The sequence below is a fragment of the uncultured Intestinimonas sp. genome (assembly GCF_944387245.1).
Taxonomy (GTDB): domain Bacteria; phylum Bacillota; class Clostridia; order Oscillospirales; family Oscillospiraceae; genus Intestinimonas.
In genome coordinates this window covers 17,859-36,057 of record NZ_CALXEE010000015.1, presented here as the reverse complement: position 1 = coordinate 36,057, position 18,199 = coordinate 17,859, and the positions used below count along the sequence as shown (strand labels likewise).

General features: G+C 64.8%; 12 protein-coding genes. 8 read left to right on the top strand and 4 right to left on the bottom strand.

Annotation, left to right across the window (positions count from 1 at the left end; all coding sequences use genetic code 11):
• Positions 1-536 precede the first annotated feature (536 nt).
• The 8 genes from Q0K15_RS03790 to Q0K15_RS03755 all read left to right on the top strand — a co-directional run bounded on the left by Q0K15_RS03790 (position 537) and on the right by Q0K15_RS03755 (position 12,267).
• Entirely contained in the window at positions 537-1,748 is a 1,212-nt protein-coding gene (locus Q0K15_RS03790; RefSeq protein ID WP_294512392.1) for a DapH/DapD/GlmU-related protein, read from the top strand.
• A 73-nt stretch (positions 1,749-1,821) separates the two neighbouring features.
• The gene (locus tag Q0K15_RS03785; RefSeq protein WP_294512389.1) at positions 1,822-2,781 is read left to right on the top strand and encodes a ribose-phosphate pyrophosphokinase; all 960 of its coding nucleotides are present in this window, start codon (positions 1,822-1,824) and stop codon (positions 2,779-2,781) included.
• A 158-nt stretch (positions 2,782-2,939) separates the two neighbouring features.
• Positions 2,940-3,533 (top strand): aminoacyl-tRNA hydrolase, encoded by a 594-nt coding sequence (gene pth, locus Q0K15_RS03780; RefSeq protein ID WP_294512386.1) that lies wholly within the window; start codon positions 2,940-2,942, stop codon positions 3,531-3,533.
• Positions 3,534-4,186: 653 nt separating this feature from the next.
• Positions 4,187-7,699 (top strand): transcription-repair coupling factor, encoded by a 3,513-nt coding sequence (mfd, locus tag Q0K15_RS03775; protein ID WP_294512383.1) that lies wholly within the window; start codon positions 4,187-4,189, stop codon positions 7,697-7,699.
• Between the two features lie 313 nt (positions 7,700-8,012).
• Positions 8,013-9,272: an acetyl-CoA C-acetyltransferase gene (locus Q0K15_RS03770; RefSeq protein WP_294512379.1), complete on the top strand. Its 1,260-nt coding sequence runs from the start codon at positions 8,013-8,015 to the stop codon at positions 9,270-9,272.
• Between the two features lie 32 nt (positions 9,273-9,304).
• Positions 9,305-10,645: a butyryl-CoA:acetate CoA-transferase gene (locus Q0K15_RS03765; RefSeq protein ID WP_294512376.1), complete on the top strand. Its 1,341-nt coding sequence runs from the start codon at positions 9,305-9,307 to the stop codon at positions 10,643-10,645.
• 270 nt (positions 10,646-10,915) lie between these two features.
• Positions 10,916-11,605: a 3-oxoacid CoA-transferase subunit A gene (locus tag Q0K15_RS03760; RefSeq protein ID WP_227604464.1), complete on the top strand. Its 690-nt coding sequence runs from the start codon at positions 10,916-10,918 to the stop codon at positions 11,603-11,605.
• Positions 11,605-12,267 (top strand): 3-oxoacid CoA-transferase subunit B, encoded by a 663-nt coding sequence (locus tag Q0K15_RS03755; RefSeq protein WP_294512369.1) that lies wholly within the window; start codon positions 11,605-11,607, stop codon positions 12,265-12,267. The genes Q0K15_RS03760 and Q0K15_RS03755 overlap by 1 nt, the downstream gene beginning before the upstream one ends.
• 532 nt (positions 12,268-12,799) lie before the next feature.
• Here Q0K15_RS03755 and xdhC read toward each other — a convergent pair.
• The 4 genes from xdhC to arcC all read right to left on the bottom strand — a co-directional run bounded on the left by xdhC (position 12,800) and on the right by arcC (position 18,123).
• Entirely contained in the window at positions 12,800-13,285 is a 486-nt protein-coding gene (xdhC, locus tag Q0K15_RS03750) for a xanthine dehydrogenase subunit XdhC (RefSeq protein ID WP_294512366.1), read from the bottom strand.
• On the bottom strand, positions 13,282-14,163 hold the full coding sequence (xdhB, locus tag Q0K15_RS03745; protein ID WP_294512363.1) for a xanthine dehydrogenase subunit XdhB: 882 nt from the start codon (positions 14,161-14,163) through the stop codon (positions 13,282-13,284). Before xdhB ends, xdhC begins: the two co-directional genes overlap by 4 nt.
• A gap of 3 nt (positions 14,164-14,166) precedes the next feature.
• Positions 14,167-16,488 carry a xanthine dehydrogenase subunit XdhA gene (gene xdhA / locus Q0K15_RS03740; RefSeq protein WP_294512360.1) on the bottom strand — a complete coding sequence of 774 codons (2,322 nt, stop codon included), beginning with the start codon at positions 16,486-16,488 and terminating at the stop codon, positions 14,167-14,169.
• A 705-nt stretch (positions 16,489-17,193) separates the two neighbouring features.
• Positions 17,194-18,123: a carbamate kinase gene (arcC, locus tag Q0K15_RS03735; protein WP_294512356.1), complete on the bottom strand. Its 930-nt coding sequence runs from the start codon at positions 18,121-18,123 to the stop codon at positions 17,194-17,196.
• Positions 18,124-18,199 lie beyond the last annotated feature (76 nt).

Sequence of the window (18,199 nt, the reverse complement as noted above, 5' to 3'; positions counted from 1 at the left end):
GACGGCCATGACGGATGAGGGGGGCGTTAAGTGGTCCCACAAGGACCGTTCAAAACCCATTTCTTTTTCCCTGCTGGAAAAAGAATGGTTTTGGGAATCCAAAGAAAAAGGGGCTCCCGTGGGGGTTGAGTGGCTCCAAATAGGAATCCGGCGACCCGTCTTTACGCCCCCGTAGAGGACCGGCACCGTCCACAGGTGACTCCGTCGGTGGAACAGAGAAAAGCTGTGGTCCTATCCAACATTTTTTCGCCGCCTGCGTGGGTGGGTATCGGGACGTGGTGGCGCTGCCTGGGATTGCCTTTGCTGCGGCGCAGGTCGGATGTGAAAGCGCCCATACCCCCTTTTATCCCCCATTTTTCCGGCATTTTGACGGAAAACCCCGTGTTTTGGTCTGTTTTGGTACTACCAATCGCCCTTCCGCGAAAAAATTTGCGGTTAGGAGTGCAAAACACATACCAATCTGATATAATGTTCACGCGCGGGCGGACGGCGTGCCGGACCGCCCTGATCCGAACTCTTTTCTGGAGGCTTTTCTTATGGGATCTATGGGAGCCATCGTGTTCCTGCCCCGGGAGGACGACACCCCCTCCCTCATGCTGCAAGACATTCTCTTTGACCCGGCCTGTACCTGGCTGTCGGCGGCGCTGGAGCGCGCCGGCGTGGAGCGTTTCCTGGTGGTCTGCCACGGCGACGACCAGGCCGCCGCAGAAGCCTGCTTCCCCGCCGGGACGCAATTCGTCACCGAGGGCGCCGGCGACGCCGCCGGGCGCCTGTCCGCCTTTCTCTCCGATCTGGAGGGCTCCGTGCTGGTCTTTACCCGCCCCGTCTTTCTGGACGACCAGGGGGCTGGCCGGCTCACCGGCCGCTTCGGGGAGGGCCTGCCCCGGGGTGAGGACGCCGGCGCCTACACCATGGACGCCCAGGCCCTCCGCTCCGCCATGGAGGAGGGCGGCGACTTCCTGACCGCCGTCCGGGCCCAGGGCGGCGCCTTCGGCGTCACCCCCGGCACCTATAAGGGGCTTTTGCCCCTGGACCGCCCCACCCCCGTCTGGGACAGCGCCCAGTACTTCGCCCGCCACGCCTCGGTGGAGCGGCTGTGCGGCGAATTCTCCGCCGCCCCCGTCCGTTTCATCGACAAGGAGCAGGCCTATATCGGCCCCCGGGTCAAGGTGGGCGGCGGCACCGTCATCCTCCCCGGCACCATCCTGCGGGGGGAGACCGTCATCGGCGCGGGCTGTGAGATCGGCCCCAACACCATGATCCGGGACTGCGTCATCGGAAACCGGGTGACGGTGAACGCCTCCCAGCTCAACGAGTCCACCGTGGACGACGGCACCACCGTGGGGCCCTTCGCCTACGTGCGGCCCAACTGCCACGTGGGCAAGGACGTGAAGGTGGGCGACTTCGTGGAGCTCAAGAACTCCACCATCGGCGACGGCACCAAGATCTCCCACCTCACCTATGTGGGGGACACCGACGCCGGGTCCCACATCAACTTCGGCTGCGGCACGGTGACGGTGAACTACGACGGCACCGCCAAGTTCCGCACCACCATCGGGGACAACGCCTTCATCGGCTGCAACACCAACCTGGTGGCCCCGGTGAAGATCGGGGACGGCGCCTACACGGCGGCGGGCAGCACCGTTACCGAGGATGTGCCGGCGGACAGCCTGTGCATCGCCCGCTCTCCCCAGACCATCAAGGTCCAGTGGGCGGCCAAGCGCCGCCGGGCCAAGGGCAAAAAGTAAGTGACATCCAGGCGTGGGCCTGTGAATGCGACATAAAGGAAAGAAAAAATAACATTTTGTGAGGGATGCTGAAATGATCGCACACGGCAAGGACATCAAGATCTTCGCTGGCAACTCCAACCCCAAGCTGGCGCTGGACATCTGCAAGAAGCTGGGCACCCAGCTGGGCAACGCCGAGGTGGGCACCTTCTCCGACGGCGAGAAGTCCGTGTCCATCTACGAGACCGTCCGCGGCTCCGACGTTTTCGTGGTCCAGTCCACCTGCTCCCCGGTCAACGACAATCTGATGGAGCTCCTCATCATGATCGACGCCATGAAGCGGGCCTCCGCCGGCCGGATCACCGCCGTGGTCCCCTACTTCGGCTACGCCCGTCAGGACCGCAAGACCAAGCCCCGCGACCCCATCTCCGCCAAGCTGGTGGCCAACCTCATCACCCGCGCCGGCGCCGACCGGGTGCTGACCATGGACCTCCACGCCAACCAGATCCAGGGCTTCTTCGACATCCCCGTGGACAATCTGCTGGGCTCCCCCATCTTCGTCCACCACTTCATCGAGAAGTACAAGGACTGCCACGATGAGGTTATGGTGGTCTCCCCCGACGTGGGCTCCGTGGCCCGGGCCCGCGCCTTCGCCCAGAAGCTGGATATGCCTCTGGCCATCGTGGATAAGCGCCGCCAGAAGGCCAACTCCTCCGAGGTCATGAACATCATCGGCGACGTCCGCGACAAGCGGGTCATCCTCCTGGACGACATGGTGGACACCGGCGGGTCCCTCTGCGGCGCCGCCAAGGCCCTGGTGGAGATCGGCGGCGCCAAGTCCGTCACCGCCTGCGCCTCCCACGGCGTCCTCTCCGGCCCCGCCATCCAGCGCATCCAGGACAGCGTCCTGGACGAGGTCATCTTCCTCGACACCATTCCCGCCCGTCCGGACGTGAATTGTGCTAAGATCAAGTATCTCTCCGTGGCTGAGATGTTTGCCGAGGCCATCGAGCGCATCTATGAGGAGATCTCCGTCTCCAAGCTCTTCAACTGATCCATCCTTCCGACTGCGGCCCCCTGTGACCCATGGGCCGAGGGGAACCGATGCCGTCAAACAGAGACTTTACCAAAGACTTTAGGGGCAGAGCCAAGGCTCTGCCCCCTTTGGCCGTTTGCCGTCTTTTTTCGGTTGGCGGCCCTGCGAGGTGTACTATGCTTTTCAACAAAAAGAGCGGCGGCGTGGACTGGCTGCTGGTGTGCCTGGGCAACCCCGGAGACCAGTATGAAAACACCCGCCACAACGTAGGCTTTATGGTGGCCGACGAGCTGGCCGAGCGACACAACGTCCCCGTCCAGCGCCTGAAGTTCCGGGCCCTCACCAACACCATCACCGTGGGGGACCAGAAGGTCCTGCTCATGAAGCCGGTGACCTATATGAACCTGTCCGGCGAGGCCGTCCATGAGGCCGCCGCCTTCTACAAGATCCCCCCGGAGCACGTGCTGGTGATCTCCGATGAGGTGTCCCTGGCCCCCGGCAAGATCCGGGTGCGCCGGTCCGGCTCCGCCGGCGGCCACAACGGCCTCAAGAACATCATCGCCCACCTGGGCACCGACCAGTTCCCCCGCATCCGGCTGGGGGTGGGCCAGAAGCCCCACCCCGACTACGACATGGCCGACTGGGTCCTGGGCAAGTTCCAGGGCGAGGACAAGAAGGCGGTGGAGGAGGCGGTCAAAAAGGCCGCCGACGCCGCCGAGTGTCTCATCCGGGAGGGCGTGGACAAGGCCATGAACCAATATAACGGGTAAGACCGCCCGGCCCGGGCGGATGGTCTCCGCCCCTACGTCCTGACTTGCACCGTTTTGTGTAGGGGCGGCTATCAGCCGCCCGACGTGGCAGCTCGGAACCACTTGATTTGTGGGGCGCGACGTCGTCGGGGCAAAGTCCGTACCGCTCACCCCGGCCTGACGGCCCCCCTATTGGATGTACCCCCCGGGGCCTCCGATTGCCACGCCCTACGATAGAGGTAACATCAGGCAGCGCCACCACGTCCCGACCCCCACCTACGCAGGCGGCGAAAAAAGTTGGGATAGGACCACGGCTTGTCCCTGTTCCGCCGGCGGAGTCTCCCTTGGACGGTGCTGGTCCTCTACGGGGCGTAAAGGCGGGCCGCCGGATTCCTATTTGGAATCACCTAACCCGCTCGGTAGCCCCTTTTTCTTTGGATTCCAAAAACCGTTCTTTTTCCGGCAGGGAAAAAGAAACGGTCTTTGACCGTCTCTCCCGTCCTTTCACGTCACAGAAAGATAAAGAAACGAGATGTAACACCACGCGGCAAGGCTCCCCCTCATCCGTCTGGCCTCCGGCCAGCCACCTTCCCCCAGGGGAAGGCTTATTGGGCGGATGATAGCCACCCATACTCCATCTTTATCCCCACCACCCACCGCCAAAGGAGCACCGTATGAAAGAGCTTCTCCACATCCTGGACCGGGTGCCGGAATTCGGCTCCCTGCTCACCGCCCTGGACTCGGGCGCCTGCCCGGCGGCCGTGTCCGGCCTGGCGGCGGTCCACCGCGCCCATTTTGCCGCCGGGCTCCGGGTCAAGGCCGGCCGGCCGGTGGTGGTGGTGTGCCCCGACGAGGGGGAGGCCCAGCGCCTGGCCGAGGACCTCCACGCCTTCACCGGCGAGGCCGTCCTCACCCTGCCCAGCCGGGAGTTCACCTTCCACGACGCCGCCGTGGTCTCCCGTCAGTGGGAGCACCGGCGCCTGGCCGCTCTCCGCACCCTGGCCCAGGACGAGCCGCCCCTGGTGGTCACCACCCCGGAGGCCCTCCTCCAGCGGACCCTGCCCAAACACCTCCTCCTCCAGACCGTCTACACCCTGCGGGTGGGTGAGGTCCACGACCTCAATGAGCTGGCCGAGACCCTCACCGCCGCCGGCTACGTCCGCTGCGACCAGGTGGAGGGCGTGGGCCAGTTCGCCCTCCGGGGCGGCATCCTGGACCTCTTCTCCCCCGCCTGCGCCGAGCCTGTTCGCTGCGAGTTCTTTGGGGACGAGATCAACGCCATGGGCACCTTCGACCCCGCCTCCCAGCGCCGGGTGGAGAACCGCCAGGTCTGCGACATCCTGCCGGTGGCCGAGGTGCTGCCCCAGCTCTCCCCCGGCGGCTACGTGGGCCTCACCGAGGCCATGGACGGCCTCATTTCCCAGGTAAAGGGCTCCAAGGGAGACCACGCCACCCTCCTCACCACCCTCTCCCAGGACCGGGAGCGGCTCTCCCAGGGTCTCTCCTTCCCCGCCATGGACCGCTATCTGGCCCTCATCTACCCCGAGCTGGCCACGGCGGCGGACTACCTGCCCGAGGACGCAGTGGTGTGCCTTGCCGAGAGCCCCCGGGTGGCGGAGCGGGCCCGGAACTACCTCTGGCGCATGGAGGAGGACGTCAAGACCCTGTTGGAGTCGGGGCTGGTGGCGGGACAGATCGCCCGGTTTGTCCGCACCTTTGAGGAGCTGATGGCCCGGCTCTCCGACTATCCGGTGGTCTTTCTGGACACCTTCACCTCCAACACCTACCCCCTGCGGCCCAAATCCCTGCTGGACGTGCTCACCAAGCAGCTCCCCTCCTACGGCGCCAGCCTGGAGACCGCCGCCGCCGACCTGGAGCACTACCAGCGGGCGGGCTTTGCCACCGTGGTGCTGGCCTCCGCCGAGCGCCGGTGCCTGGACCTCCAGGCCATGCTCCGGGAGAAGAAGGTCCGCACCGCCGTGGACTTCCAGCTCCATGAGCTCCCCGGCCCCGGCAAGGCCGTCATCTGCCTGGGTGGCCTCTCCGCCGGCTTCGAGTACCCCGGCGCCGCCGCCGCGGTGCTCACCGAGGGCCGGGCCGTCCCCGCCCGGAAGGTCCGGTCCAAGAAGGACTCCAGCCGCCAGAAGCTGGCCTCCTACGCCGACCTCTCTCCCGGCGACCTGGTGGTCCACGAGCACCACGGCATAGGCCGCTACGTGGGCATGGTCAAGATGAGCACCGACGGGGTGCAGAAGGACTATGTCAAAATCGCCTATGCCGGCTCCGACACCCTCTACGTCCCCGCCACCCAGCTGGACCTGGTGAGCAAGTATGTCGGTTCCGGCGACGACACCGAGCACAAAAAGCTTAACAAGCTGGGGGGCACCGACTGGGAAAAGACCAAGACCCGGGCCAAAAAGGCGGTCCAGGACCTGGCCAAGGGCCTCATCCAGCTCTACGCCCAGCGGGAGCGGCTGCCCGGCTACGCCTTCGCCCCCGACTCCCCCTGGATGCGGGAGTTTGAGGACCAGTTCGAGTACACCGAGACCGACGACCAGCTCCGGTGCATCCAGGACATCAAGCGGGACATGGAGACGCCCAAGCCCATGGACCGGCTCCTCTGCGGCGACGTGGGCTACGGCAAGACCGAGGTGGCCTTCCGGGCCATCATGAAGTGCGTCCTGGACGGCAAGCAGGCCGCCATTCTGGCCCCCACCACCGTCCTGGCCCGGCAGCACTACCTCTCCGCCCGGCGGCGGTTCGCCAAGTTCCCCGTGGAGATCGACGTGGTCTCCCGCTTCCGCACCCCGGCCCAGATGCGCCAGACCCTCATGGACCTGCGGGCGGGCAAGGTGGACCTCCTCATCGGCACCCACCGCCTTTTCAACAAGGACGTCCAATTCAAGGACCTGGGGCTGCTGGTGGTGGACGAGGAGCAGCGCTTCGGCGTGGCCCACAAGGAGAAGCTCAAGGAGCTCTCCAAGCAGGTGGACGTGCTCACCCTCTCGGCCACCCCCATTCCCCGCACCCTCAACATGGCCCTCTCGGGCATACGGGACATGTCCACCCTGGAGGAGCCCCCCCAGGACCGGCAGCCGGTGCAGACCTACGTGCTGGAGCACGACTGGTCGGTGCTCCGGGACGCCATGAGCCGGGAGCTGGAGCGGGGCGGCCAGGTCTACTACCTCCACAACCGGGTGGAGACCATCGACCGCACCGCCGGACGCATCCAGGCCATGCTGCCCGACGCCCGGGTGGCGGTGGCCCACGGCAAGATGACCCAGGAGGCCATCAACGACGTCATGAGTCAAATGACCGACGGCGAGGTGGACATCCTGGTATGCACCACCATCATCGAGACGGGCATCGACATCCCCAACGCCAACACCCTCATCATCGAGGACGCCGACAGGATGGGCCTCTCCCAGCTCCACCAGCTCCGTGGGCGGGTGGGCCGGTCGGCCCGGCGGGCTTTTGCCTATATGACCTACCGGAAGGGCAAGGTGCTCACCGAGGTCCAGACCAAGCGCCTGGCCGCCATCCGGGAGTTCGCCGAATTCGGCTCCGGCTTCAAGATCGCCATGCGGGACCTGGAGATCCGGGGGGCCGGCAACGTGCTGGGCCCCGAGCAGTCCGGCTTCCTGGTGAGCGTGGGCTACGACATGTACCTCAAGCTGCTGGAGGAGGCGGTGCTGGAGGAGAAGGGCGAGACCGCCCAGCTCCCCGCCGAGTGCTCCGCCGACCTGACCGTGGCCGCCTCCATCCCCGACAAATACGTCCCCTCCCCCGAGCAGCGCATGGACCTCTATCGCCGGATTGCCCGCATCCGCAGCGAGCACGACGCCGACGACCTGGTGGATGAGCTCATCGACCGCTACGGCGACCCGCCCCGCACCGTCAACAACCTCATCTCGGTGGCCCTCCTCCGCGCCGCCGCCGCCGCGTGCGGCATCTCCGAGATCGCCCAGAAGGGGGAGCGCCTCCTCTTCGTCCTCTCCCAGGTGGACTTTCAGAAGGTCTCCTCCCTCTGCGGCGGCCAGGCCTACCGGGGCCGCCTCCTCTTCTCCGCCGGGGAAAAGCCCCACCTGGCCCTCCGGCTCAAGAAGGGGGAGGACCCCCTGAAGCTGGCCACCAGGCTGGTGGAGGACTACGCCGCCCCCGCCGCGCCTCCCCCCACCACCCCCTGAGCACAGAACGTATCCCATCCCCCTCCGGACCCCGGCCCATCAGGTCGGGGTCCTTTTTTCAATTGGTAGGACCACTCATTCTGTTCACAAGACAATCGGAACTTCTCTACAAACGCATGTTCCGCTCACCAGAACAACTTCGCCTCCGGATTTTTAAAATGGGAGAAAATACAGTGATCGCGCACTTATTTGTGAGGTTCCCCTCACCTCGCGGTTGCATTTTTGGGGACAATCATATATAATACTCCCCAGAAGCAAGTGGATGGGAAAGCACAAGCTCTAAAAAATTTACTTAATTGGAGGTCAGATACCCATGAGAGATGTCTACATTGTAAATTGCTGCCGCACCGCTGTTGGCTCTTTCGGCGGAAGCCTGAAGGACACCCCCGCCGTGGATATGGGCGCCGTTGTCGTAAAGGAAGCCCTCAAGCGCGCCAATGTGGCTCCTGAGAACGTGGACGAAGTCATCTTCGGCGGCGTGCTCACCGCTGGCCTGGGCCAGAACATCGCTCGTCAGGTCACTGTGAAGGCCGGTATCCCCTACAGCGTTCCCGCCTTTACCGTTAACATGGTCTGCGGCTCCGGCATGAAGTCCGTCATGGAGGCCGCCCGCGCCATCATCTGCGGCGACGCCGACATCATCGTGGCCGGCGGCACCGAGAGCATGTCTCAGGCTCCCTTCGCCCTCCCCGACGAGCGCTGGGGCGCCCGCATGGGCGACAAGAAGGTCGTCGACACCATGATCAAGGACGGCCTGTGGGACGCCTATAACAACTATCACATGGGCACCACCGCTGAGAACATCTGCGACATCTGGGGCATCACCCGTCAGGAGCTGGACGAGTTCGCCGCCGCCTCCCAGCAGAAGGCCTGCGCCGCCATCGAGTCCGGTCGCTTCAACGACGAGATCGTCCCGGTGATGGTCAAGAAGAAGAAGGAAATGGTGGAGTTCAAGGTGGACGAGTACCCCAAGGCCGGCACCACCGCCGAGTCCGTGGCCAAGCTGAAGGGCGCCTTCCCCGTGGGTCCCGAGGGCGTGGTGGACCAGGTTGTCCACACTTTCCAGCCCACCCAGATCCATGAGGCCGATGCCCGCAAGCACGTCCAGCGCGTCACCGCCGCCAACGCCTCCGGCCTGAACGACGGCGCCGCCGCCATCATCGTGGCCTCCGGCGAGGCCGTGGAGAAGTACGGCCTGAAGCCCATGGCCAAGCTCATCGGCTGGGGCCAGGGCGGCGTCGATCCCAAGATCATGGGCGTGGGCCCCGTGCCCGCCTCCCGCAACGCCATGGCCAAGGCCGGCGTGACCATCGACGACATCGACCTCATCGAGGCCAACGAGGCCTTTGCCGCTCAGTCCGTGGCCGTGGGCCGTGAGCTGGGCTTCGACCTGAGCAAGCTGAATGTGAACGGCGGCGCCATCGCCATCGGCCACCCCATCGGCTGCTCCGGCGCCCGCATCATCGTCACCCTGCTCCACGAGATGGCCAAGCGCCCCGAGGCCAAGAAGGGCCTTGCCACCCTGTGCATCGGCGGCGGCATGGGCGTTGCCACCATCTTCGAGAAGTGCTGATTGCCGCGGGCCGACCTGAGCAGAGGTGACCCATGGATTATCAAAAGCTGTATGAAGAGAAGCTGACCACCGCCGCCGAGGCGGTGAAGGTGGTCAAGTCCGGGGACTGGGTGGACTATGGGTGGTGTACCAACCATCCCGTGGCTCTGGACAAGGCCCTGGCGGAACGCAAGGACGAGCTTACGGATGTGAAGGTCCGGGGCGGCGTCACCATGTGGATGCCGGAGATCGCAAAGGCGGAAGATGCTCCTGAGCACTTCGTCTGGAATTCCTGGCATATGAGCGGCATTGACCGCAAGATCGTGGCCAAGGGCATGGGCTACTTCAGCCCCATGCGCTACTCCGAGCTGCCCCGCTTCTACCGGGAGGACCTCCAGGTGGACGTGGCCATGCTCCAGGTCACACCCATGGACGCCCACGGCAACTTCAACTTCGGGCTGGTGACCTCCCATATCGCTGACATGCTGGCCAAGGCCAAAGTGGTCATCGTGGAGGTCAACAAGAATCTGCCCTGGGGCATCGGCCTCACGGGCAGCGAGATCAACATCAAGGACGTGGACATGGTGGTGGAGGGTGAGAACCCGCCGGTGGCCCAGCTGGGCGCCGGCGGCGCCCCCACCGACGTGGACCGGGCCGTGGCCGAGCTCATCGTGCCGGAGATCCCCAACGGGGCCTGTCTCCAGCTGGGCATCGGCGGCATGCCCAACACCATCGGCGCCATGATCGCCCAGTCCGACCTGAAGGATCTGGGCGTCCACACCGAGATGTACGTGGATGCCTTCGTGGACATCGCCAAAGCGGGCAAGATTACCGGCGCCCGCAAGAACCTGGACAAGGGACGGCAGGTGTACGCCTTTGCCGCCGGCACCCAGAAGCTCTACGACTACATCGACCGCAACCCGGAGGTGCTGGGCGCCCCGGTGGACTACACCAACGACGTGCGGGTCATCGCCCAGCTGGACAACTTCATCTCCATCAACAACGCCATTGACCTGGACCTCTTCGGTCAGGTCAACGCCGAGAGCGCCGGCATCAAGCACATCTCCGGCACCGGCGGTCAGCTGGATTTCGTCATGGGGGCCTACCTCTCCAAGGGCGGCAAGAGCTTCATCTGCATGTCCTCCACCGTCGCCGGTAAGGACGGTAGCCTGAAGAGCCGCATCGTGCCCACCCTGACCCCCGGCACCATCGCCACCGATCCCCGGTCCACCATCCACTACCTGGTCACAGAGTACGGCATGGTGAACCTGAAGGGGACCACCACCTGGGAGCGGGCGGAGAAGATCATCTCCATCGCCCACCCGGATTTCCGGGAGCAGCTCATTCAGGACGCCGAAAAGATGGGCATCTGGCGCAGGAGCAATCGGGTCTGAGTCCGTCACAGGCGGACAATGTGCCGTCTCAATGGGACGGGGACGCGTATTTCCCCATCACAATTCCGGGCGGGATCTTTCCAAAAGATCCCGCCCCTTTTTACGGGTATTTTTATGAAAAATCACCCCGGTATTTTGGGTTTTGGCGGGGGCATAGGTGTTGCCACCGCCTGGAAAAAGTGCTAGAATACGAGTGAGCATCATAGTACCGACAGGAACGTGGGTCCCCTGCCGGGACTACCTGCCATTATTATTAGGAGGGAACGAACAGTGGCTAAAATTATTTCCGTGGAGGAAGCCGTAGCCATGATCCCCGACGGGGCAACCATCATGTTTGGCGGCTTCCTGGGCTGCGGCAGCGCCCATCACATCATCGAAGCCCTGGCCAACAGCGGCAAGAAGGACTTTACTATCATCGGCAACGACTGCGGCATGGCGACCGGCCCCAATGGCGAAGAGTTTTACGGCATGGCCAAACTGGTCCACAATCATCAGGTCAAGCACGTCATCGCGACCCACGTGGGTATGACCCCCGACGTGGCCACCCAGAGCATGGTGGACAAGACCCTCACCGTCGACCTCATCCCCCAGGGCTCCCTGGCTGAGATGATCCGCGCCGCCGGCGCCGGCCTGGGCGGCGTGCTCACCCCCACCGGTGTGGGCACCATCGTGGAGGACTCCCCCTTCTGCCTGGGCAAGCAGACCATCGACGGCAAGGACTACCTGCTCATGAAGCCCGTCCACGCCGACGTGGCCGTGGTCAACGCCCACATGATCGACAAGTTCGGCAACATGTGGTACAAGGGCACCACCCGTAACTTCAACACCGTTATGGCCACCGCCGCCGACCTGGTCATCGCCGAGGCCGACAACCTGGTGGAGATCGGTGACATCGCCCCCGAAAACGTCGTCACCTCCGGCGCTTTCGTCAACTACATCGTGGATGGAGGGAAGCTGTAATGGAAAAGTCTGAGATCAAAGGCTTCATTGCCAAGCGCGTGGCCAAGGAGCTCAAGGACGGCGACGTGGTGAACCTGGGCATCGGCCTGCCCACCATGGTCCCCGCTTATCTGCCTGAGGGCGTGCATGTGGTCCTCCAGTCCGAGAACGGCATCATCGGCACCGGCGCCAAGCCCACCGCCGACGACGCTGAGCCCTCCTACAAGACCGACGCCGGCGGCGCTCCCGCCCAGGCCGCCAAGTTCGGCTGCTACATCGACTCCGCCACCTCCTTCGGCTTCATCCGCGGCGGTCACGTCAACGCCACCATCCTGGGCGGCCTGGAAGTGGACCAGGAGGGCTCTCTGTCCAACTGGATCATCCCCGGCAAGAAGATGCCCGGCATGGGCGGCGCCATGGATCTGCTGGTGGGCGCCAAGACCGTCATTGTGGCCATGGAGCACACCGCCAAGGGCAAGCCCAAGATTCTGAAGAAGTGCACCCTGCCCTACACCGCCGTGCACTGCATCACCAAGATCATCACTGAGATGTGCGTGATGGAGGTCACTGAGAACGGCCTCGTCATGACCGAGATCAACCCCGAGTTCACCGTGGACGACGTCAAGGCCGCTACCGAGGCCGACTTCACCGTGGCCGAGGACCTGAAGGACATGACCGCCTGAGTTCAGGCCCACTGTCAGAAAGGGACCTTATGCCGCCCCGGACCGCTGGTCCGGGGCGGTTTTTTTGTTTGCGGGCGGCAGATTGTCCTTGTGATGTGAGTAGGGGCGGATCGTACCCGCCCGCCGCACTGAAACGGGACTGTTTTGTTCGTGGGGCGCGACGACTCGGCGCACCCATAAAACCTTCCCCCTTCCAGGGGGAAGGTGGCATTTGCGAAGCAAATGACGGATGAGGGTGGGCAGGGTAGAAAATCTCCCTTTTGCCTCTATCCAACGCCCCCTCATCCGCCCCAGTGTGCGCACTGGGGCACCTTCCCCCCTGTGGGGGGAAGGTCGTAAAAATACGGGCGCTGCCGGTCGGCAGCGCCCGCTGATTTTATCCTATGGTGCTCAAAGTTTTTTTACCGCTTCATCTCCGCCCTTCCTCCCGTGACCGGGCGCAGACGCCGGATACGCACCGGGTACAGAGCGGTACCAAAGTTCTTTTTGCCTACTTTTTCTTTCAAGGAAAAGTAGGGCAAGAAAAAGTAGGTTACTTACCCACAATCTTGTGGCACTCGTCGACTGCCCGCTCTACGGCGTTGAGGATGTTCTGGTAGCCGGTGCAGCGGCACAGATGTCCCGAGATGAGCTTGCGCAGCTCCTCCCGGGTGTACTGCTTGCCCGAGCCCACGATCTCCACCGCCGACATGATAATGCCGGGGGTGCAGAAGCCGCACTGGACGGCGGCCTCCTCGATGAAGGCCTTCTGGATGGGGTTGAGCTCGCCGTTCTCACCCTGGAGACCCTCCACGGTGAGGATGTGCTTGCCCTCGCACCAGGCGGTGAGGTAGATGCAGGAGTCGATGGCCACCCCGTCCACCAGGACGGTGCAGGCGCCGCACTCCCCCACCTCGCAGCCCCGCTTCACGCTGGTGAGGCCCAGCCGGTCCCGAAGGGTGTCCAGCAGGGACTCCCGCAGGTCGTAGCCCACCTCCACCGGCTTGCCGTTGACGGTACAGTGCAGAATTTCCATCATACCTGAGCACCTCCCTTCCGGGCCGCCTCCAGGAGGGCGCGGCCGGAGAGCTCCTTCACCAGCTGGACCCGGAACTCCTTGGAGGCCCGCCAGCTGGTCCGGGGATTGATGTCCTGGAGGGCCAGGTCCCCGATCTGCTCCGCCGCCTGGGCCACGGTCAGGCCCCGGACCCCGTCCTCGGCGGTGTGGGAGCGGATGGGCGTGGGTGCCGCCACGCCGAAGGCCAGGCGCACGTCCTCGCAGACGGTCTTATCCGCCGACAGCTTCACCAGGCAGCTCACCCCCAGGGTGGCGATGTCCATGGCGTTGCGCTGGGCGTATTTGATGTAGTGGCCGGTCCAGCCCTCGAAGTTGGCCTTGGGGATGACGATGCGGCACAGGAGCTCGGCGGGCCGCAGATCCACCTTGCCCACCCCCTTGTACCAGTCGTCAATGGGTACCACCCGCCAGCCGTCGGGACCCTGAACGTGCATCTGCGCGCCGAAGGCCATGAGGGTGGAGGCGGTGTCGGCGGAGGTGACGCCGTTACACACGTTGCCGCCGATGGTGCCCACCGCCCGGAGCTGGGGCCCGCCAGCCATGTCGGCGGCCTCCCCCAGCACGGGGACGTGGGTCCGGATGAGGGGATCGAAGGTCACATTGTGGAAGGTGGTGAGGGGTCCGATGTCCAGATCGCCGCTGTCCTGGACCTTGACCCCGGCCAATTCGGCGTCCAGGCCGTGGATGGACACCAGCCGGCAGCCCGCCAGCTTGCCCTCCCGGATCTTGATGAGTACGTCGGAGCCCCCGGCGATGACCACCGCCTGGGGGTCACGCTCCAGGGCGGCAATGGCGTCGGCCACCGACGCCGCCCGGTAGATGGATGTAAGATCATACATGGCTCATTCCCCCTTTTCGATGAGTCCGGCTTCGGTGAAGGCCTCCACCATGCGCTGGGGATTCATGGGCAGCCGGTGGATGGCCACGCCGGTGGCCTGGAGGACGGCGTTCCGGACGGCGCCCGCCACCGGGATGGCGGGTGGCTCCCCCAGGGCCTTGTTGCCGAAGGGGCCGGAGGGGTCGTCGGTCTCCACAAAGAGGGCGTGGAGCTCCGGGTGGTCCATGGCGGTGGGCAGCTTGTAGTCCAAGAGGTTGCCGTTGAGGAGACGGCCCTTGTCGTCGTACTTCATTTCCTCGCTGAGGGCGTAGCCCAGGCCCATGCTCATGCCGCCGTGGACCTGGGCCTCGGCCAGCTTGGGGTTGATGAGCCTGCCCGAATCGTGGACGTTGACGATGCGTAGCACCTTGATCTTGCCCACGGGGATATCCACCTCCACCTCGGCGAAGCAGGCGCCGAAGGCGAAGGTGTTGTTCTTGCACTGGACGGTCTCCTCGGCGGTGATGTGCTCACAGTGGCTCAGGGAGTAGAAGGCCTCCATGGCCAGGTCGGCCAGACTGAGCACCGCCTCGCCGCTGACCGTGCTCACCACGTCCCGGCCCCGGATGTCCAGGTTGCCCCGGTCCAGGTTGGTGAGCCCGGCGGCAAAGTCCAGCACCTTGGCCCGGAACGACTCGCCCGCCTTCTTGATGGCCTTGCCGGTGACATAGGTCTGCCGGGAGGCGTAGGCGCCGGTGTCAAAGGGGGCGGTGTCGGTGTCCTGGAAGGAGACGATATGTACATCCTCGGTGGGGATACCGATGGCCTGGGCGCACATCTGGGAAAAGACGGTGTCGCCGCCCTGGCCGATCTCGGTGGCGCCCAGCTGGAGCTGGACGGTGCCGTCCTGGTTGAGGATCACCCGGGCGGAGGCCGTCTCCAGGGAGATGGGCCACACACCGGTCTTGTAGGAAAAGACGGCCATGCCGATGCCCCGGCGGACCGGCCCCGTCTGGGGCTTGGCATACTCTGCCCGGAGTTTGTCCCAGTCCATGAACGCAGCGCCCTTGCGGATGCACTCGGCCAGGCCCGTGGAGTGGCAGGTGATGCCGTTGGTGGGGTCCACGTAGCCCAGGGGCATGATGTTCTTGAGCCGGAAGGCCATGGGGTCCCAGCCCATTTCCCGGGCAATGTCGTCCATGAAGCACTCTCCGGCGAAGTTACACTGGGGGATGCCGTAACCCCGCATGGCGCCGGTGGAGCCCAGGTTGGTGTAGACGGTATAGGCGTCGGACCGGTGGGCGAAGGCGTCGGGGTAGGTCTGGCGGAAGCCGGTGACGGCGTTGGCCACGATGGAGTGGCCGTGGGAGGCGTAGCCGCCCTGGTTGCTCACCGCCCGGCAGGTGCGGGCCATGAGACGCATGGACGCCGGGTCCACGGCGGCCTTAACGTCGAAGTGGATGGCGTGGCGGGAGCGGGTGTTCTGGAAGGTCTCCTCCCGGGTGAGCTCCAGCTTCACCTTCCGCCCGCCGATCTGGGTGGTGATCCAGGCGTTGAGGGGTTCGTAGAGGACCTCCTGCTTGTTGCCGAAACCGCCGCCGATGTAGGGCTTGATGACCCGCACCTTGCCCCAGCCGATGCCCAGGGCCTGTCCGATGACCCGGCGGACGATGTGGGGGATCTGGGTGGAGGACACCACCACGATGCGCTCCCCCTCCATCCAGGCGTAGGACACCGGGTTCTCGATGTGGCAGTGCTGGACGGCCTGAGTGTCGATGTGGGCCTCAAAGTGGCGGTAGGCCGGGTCGGCAAAGACCTCGTCCACCCCCCGCCCGCCGGCCCCCGGGGTGAGGACGTCAAAGCAGGTGTGCCGGAGGATGTTGTCCGGATGCTCGTCGTGGATGGCCACCGCCCCCGGGGCCATGGCCGCCTCCGGGTCGGTGTAGACGGGGTACTCCTCATAGGTCACCTTGATGGCCTTCAGGGCGTGTTCGGCGGCGATCTCGTCCTCGGCCACCACCACGGCAATATCCTCTCCGTAGATGCGCACCCGCCGGGCCAGCAGCTTCCGGTCGGCCACGTCCTGATGGGCGGCCTCCACGCTCCAGGGGTGGCCCGGGGTGGGGAACTGAATGTCGGGAACGTCAAAGCAGGTGAGGATCTTCACCACCCCGGGCACCTTGCGGGCCTCGGTGAGGTCCATGTCCTTCACCACGCCGTTGGCGATGGTGCTGTGGAGGATTCTGGCCACCAGGACCCCCTGGCCCCGGAAATCGTCGGTATATTTCGCCCGGCCGGTCACCTTGTCCAGGGCGTCCACTCGGTGGATGCTTCTTCCAATTTCCACAAAAGTACACCTCCTATCATGGGCATTATATCTCAATTATGCTGAAAAAGAAAGAGGAAAGGCAGAATCGCCTTCCCTCTTTGGAAGCAAATGATCCAGGAACGTACCCTCAGACGACGGTTCCGCCGCCGCCTTCCCCTGTCAGCGAAAATTTTTGCGGGCAGATGCTATCCGCCCCTACCCCATCCCCGGAGCGTGGTTTGGCGCGCCGAGGTCGTCGCACCCCACAAATAAAAGGAAGAGGGAAAAGTGAAGCGTGAATAGGGAATACAGGCAACGCCACCACGTCCCGATACCCACCCACGCAGGCGGCGAAAAAATGTTGGATAGGACCACAGGTTATCCCTGTTCCACCGAGGTAGTCTACCGTAGACGGGGCTGGTGCTCTACGGGGGCGTAAAGACGGGCCGCCGGATTCCTATTTGGGACCACTCAACCCACACGGGAGCCCCTTTTTCTTTGGATTCCAAAAACCGTTCTTTTTCCAGCAGGGAAAAAGAAACGGTCTTTGAAAGCGTCTCTTCTTCTATCCGGCGAAACCCGGCCAGCATAGCTGTCCGGGCCTACGCTAAAATGTGCCACCGGCACATTTTCTTCACGCTGCGGCCCTCATCCGTCATGGCCATTGGCCATGACACCTTCCTCCTGCAAGGGGGAAGGTTTTACGGAGCTACGGAACGGCTGTACCATCCCGAGACGCCATCCTTATCCGATACTGGTCCCCGCCTGGCCCCGGAGGGCATCGGCGGCATGCTCCAGATCGGTGATGACGCAGCGTCGGCCCGGCCCCGACTGGGCGAACTCCGCCCCGGCGGCTACCTTGGGCCCCATGGACCCGGCGGCGAACTCCCCCCGGGCCAGATACTCCCGGGCCACCGCCACCGTCATGTGGGTGAGCTGGCGCTGGTTGGGCTTTCCGTAGTGGACGGACACCCCGGCCACGCCGGTGAGGATGAGGAGGACCTGGGCGTCCAGCTCCCGGGCCAGCAGGGCGGCGGTGAAGTCCTTGTCCACCACGGCTCCCACCCCTTTTAGGGCGTTCCCCTGGGCGGCCACGGGGATGCCGCCTCCGCCGCCGGCCACCACCACGGTGCCATGGTCCAGCAGGGTGCGGATGCTCTCCAGCTCCACCACCCGCTTGGGGCGGGGAGAGGCCACCGCCCGCCGCCAGCCCCGGCCGGCGTCCTCCATCACCGGGTTCCCCCGGCGGGCCATCTCCTGGGCCTCGGCCTGGGTGAGGAATGCCCCGATGGGCTTGTCCGGATGGTCGAAGGCGGGGTCGGCCGGGTCCACCTCCACCTGGGTGAGGAGGGTGACCACCGGCCGGTGCAACTCCCGGCGGAGGAGCTCCTCCCCCAGGGCGTTCTGGAGGTCGTAGCCGATGTAGCCCTGGGCCATGGCGGTGCACACCGACAAGGGGGCCATGGGGTGGTCGGGATCGGTGCGGGAGAGGCCGGTCATGGCGGCGCTGATGAGGCCGATCTGGGGTCCGCTGCCGTGGACCAGCACCACCTGGTCGCCCCCCTGGATGAGTCCGGCCAGCACTTTGGCGGTCTCCTCCGCCGCCCGGCGCTGCTCCGGCAGGGCCTCCCCCAAAGCGTTGCCTCCAATGGCGGCCACAATCCGTCTGCCCATGGCTGTCTCCCCCTCTCCATTGTCGTTCTTACCTCCATCATACCACGCCCCGCCTCCTTGTCAATGTTTTTCCGCC

Excerpts from the sequence above, each read along its gene's own strand:
- Q0K15_RS03790 (WP_294512392.1), top strand. The coding sequence starts at position 537 with ATGGGATCTATGGGAGCCATCGTGTTCCTGCCCCGGGAGGACGACACC.
- Q0K15_RS03785 (WP_294512389.1), top strand. The coding sequence starts at position 1,822 with ATGATCGCACACGGCAAGGACATCAAGATCTTCGCTGGCAACTCCAAC.
- pth (WP_294512386.1), top strand. The coding sequence starts at position 2,940 with ATGCTTTTCAACAAAAAGAGCGGCGGCGTGGACTGGCTGCTGGTGTGC.
- mfd (WP_294512383.1), top strand. The coding sequence starts at position 4,187 with ATGAAAGAGCTTCTCCACATCCTGGACCGGGTGCCGGAATTCGGCTCC.
- Q0K15_RS03770 (WP_294512379.1), top strand. The coding sequence starts at position 8,013 with ATGAGAGATGTCTACATTGTAAATTGCTGCCGCACCGCTGTTGGCTCT.
- Q0K15_RS03765 (WP_294512376.1), top strand. The coding sequence starts at position 9,305 with ATGGATTATCAAAAGCTGTATGAAGAGAAGCTGACCACCGCCGCCGAG.
- Q0K15_RS03755 (WP_294512369.1), top strand. The coding sequence starts at position 11,605 with ATGGAAAAGTCTGAGATCAAAGGCTTCATTGCCAAGCGCGTGGCCAAG.
- xdhC (WP_294512366.1), bottom strand. The coding sequence starts at position 13,285 with ATGATGGAAATTCTGCACTGTACCGTCAACGGCAAGCCGGTGGAGGTG.
- xdhB (WP_294512363.1), bottom strand. The coding sequence starts at position 14,163 with ATGTATGATCTTACATCCATCTACCGGGCGGCGTCGGTGGCCGACGCC.
- arcC (WP_294512356.1), bottom strand. The coding sequence starts at position 18,123 with ATGGGCAGACGGATTGTGGCCGCCATTGGAGGCAACGCTTTGGGGGAG.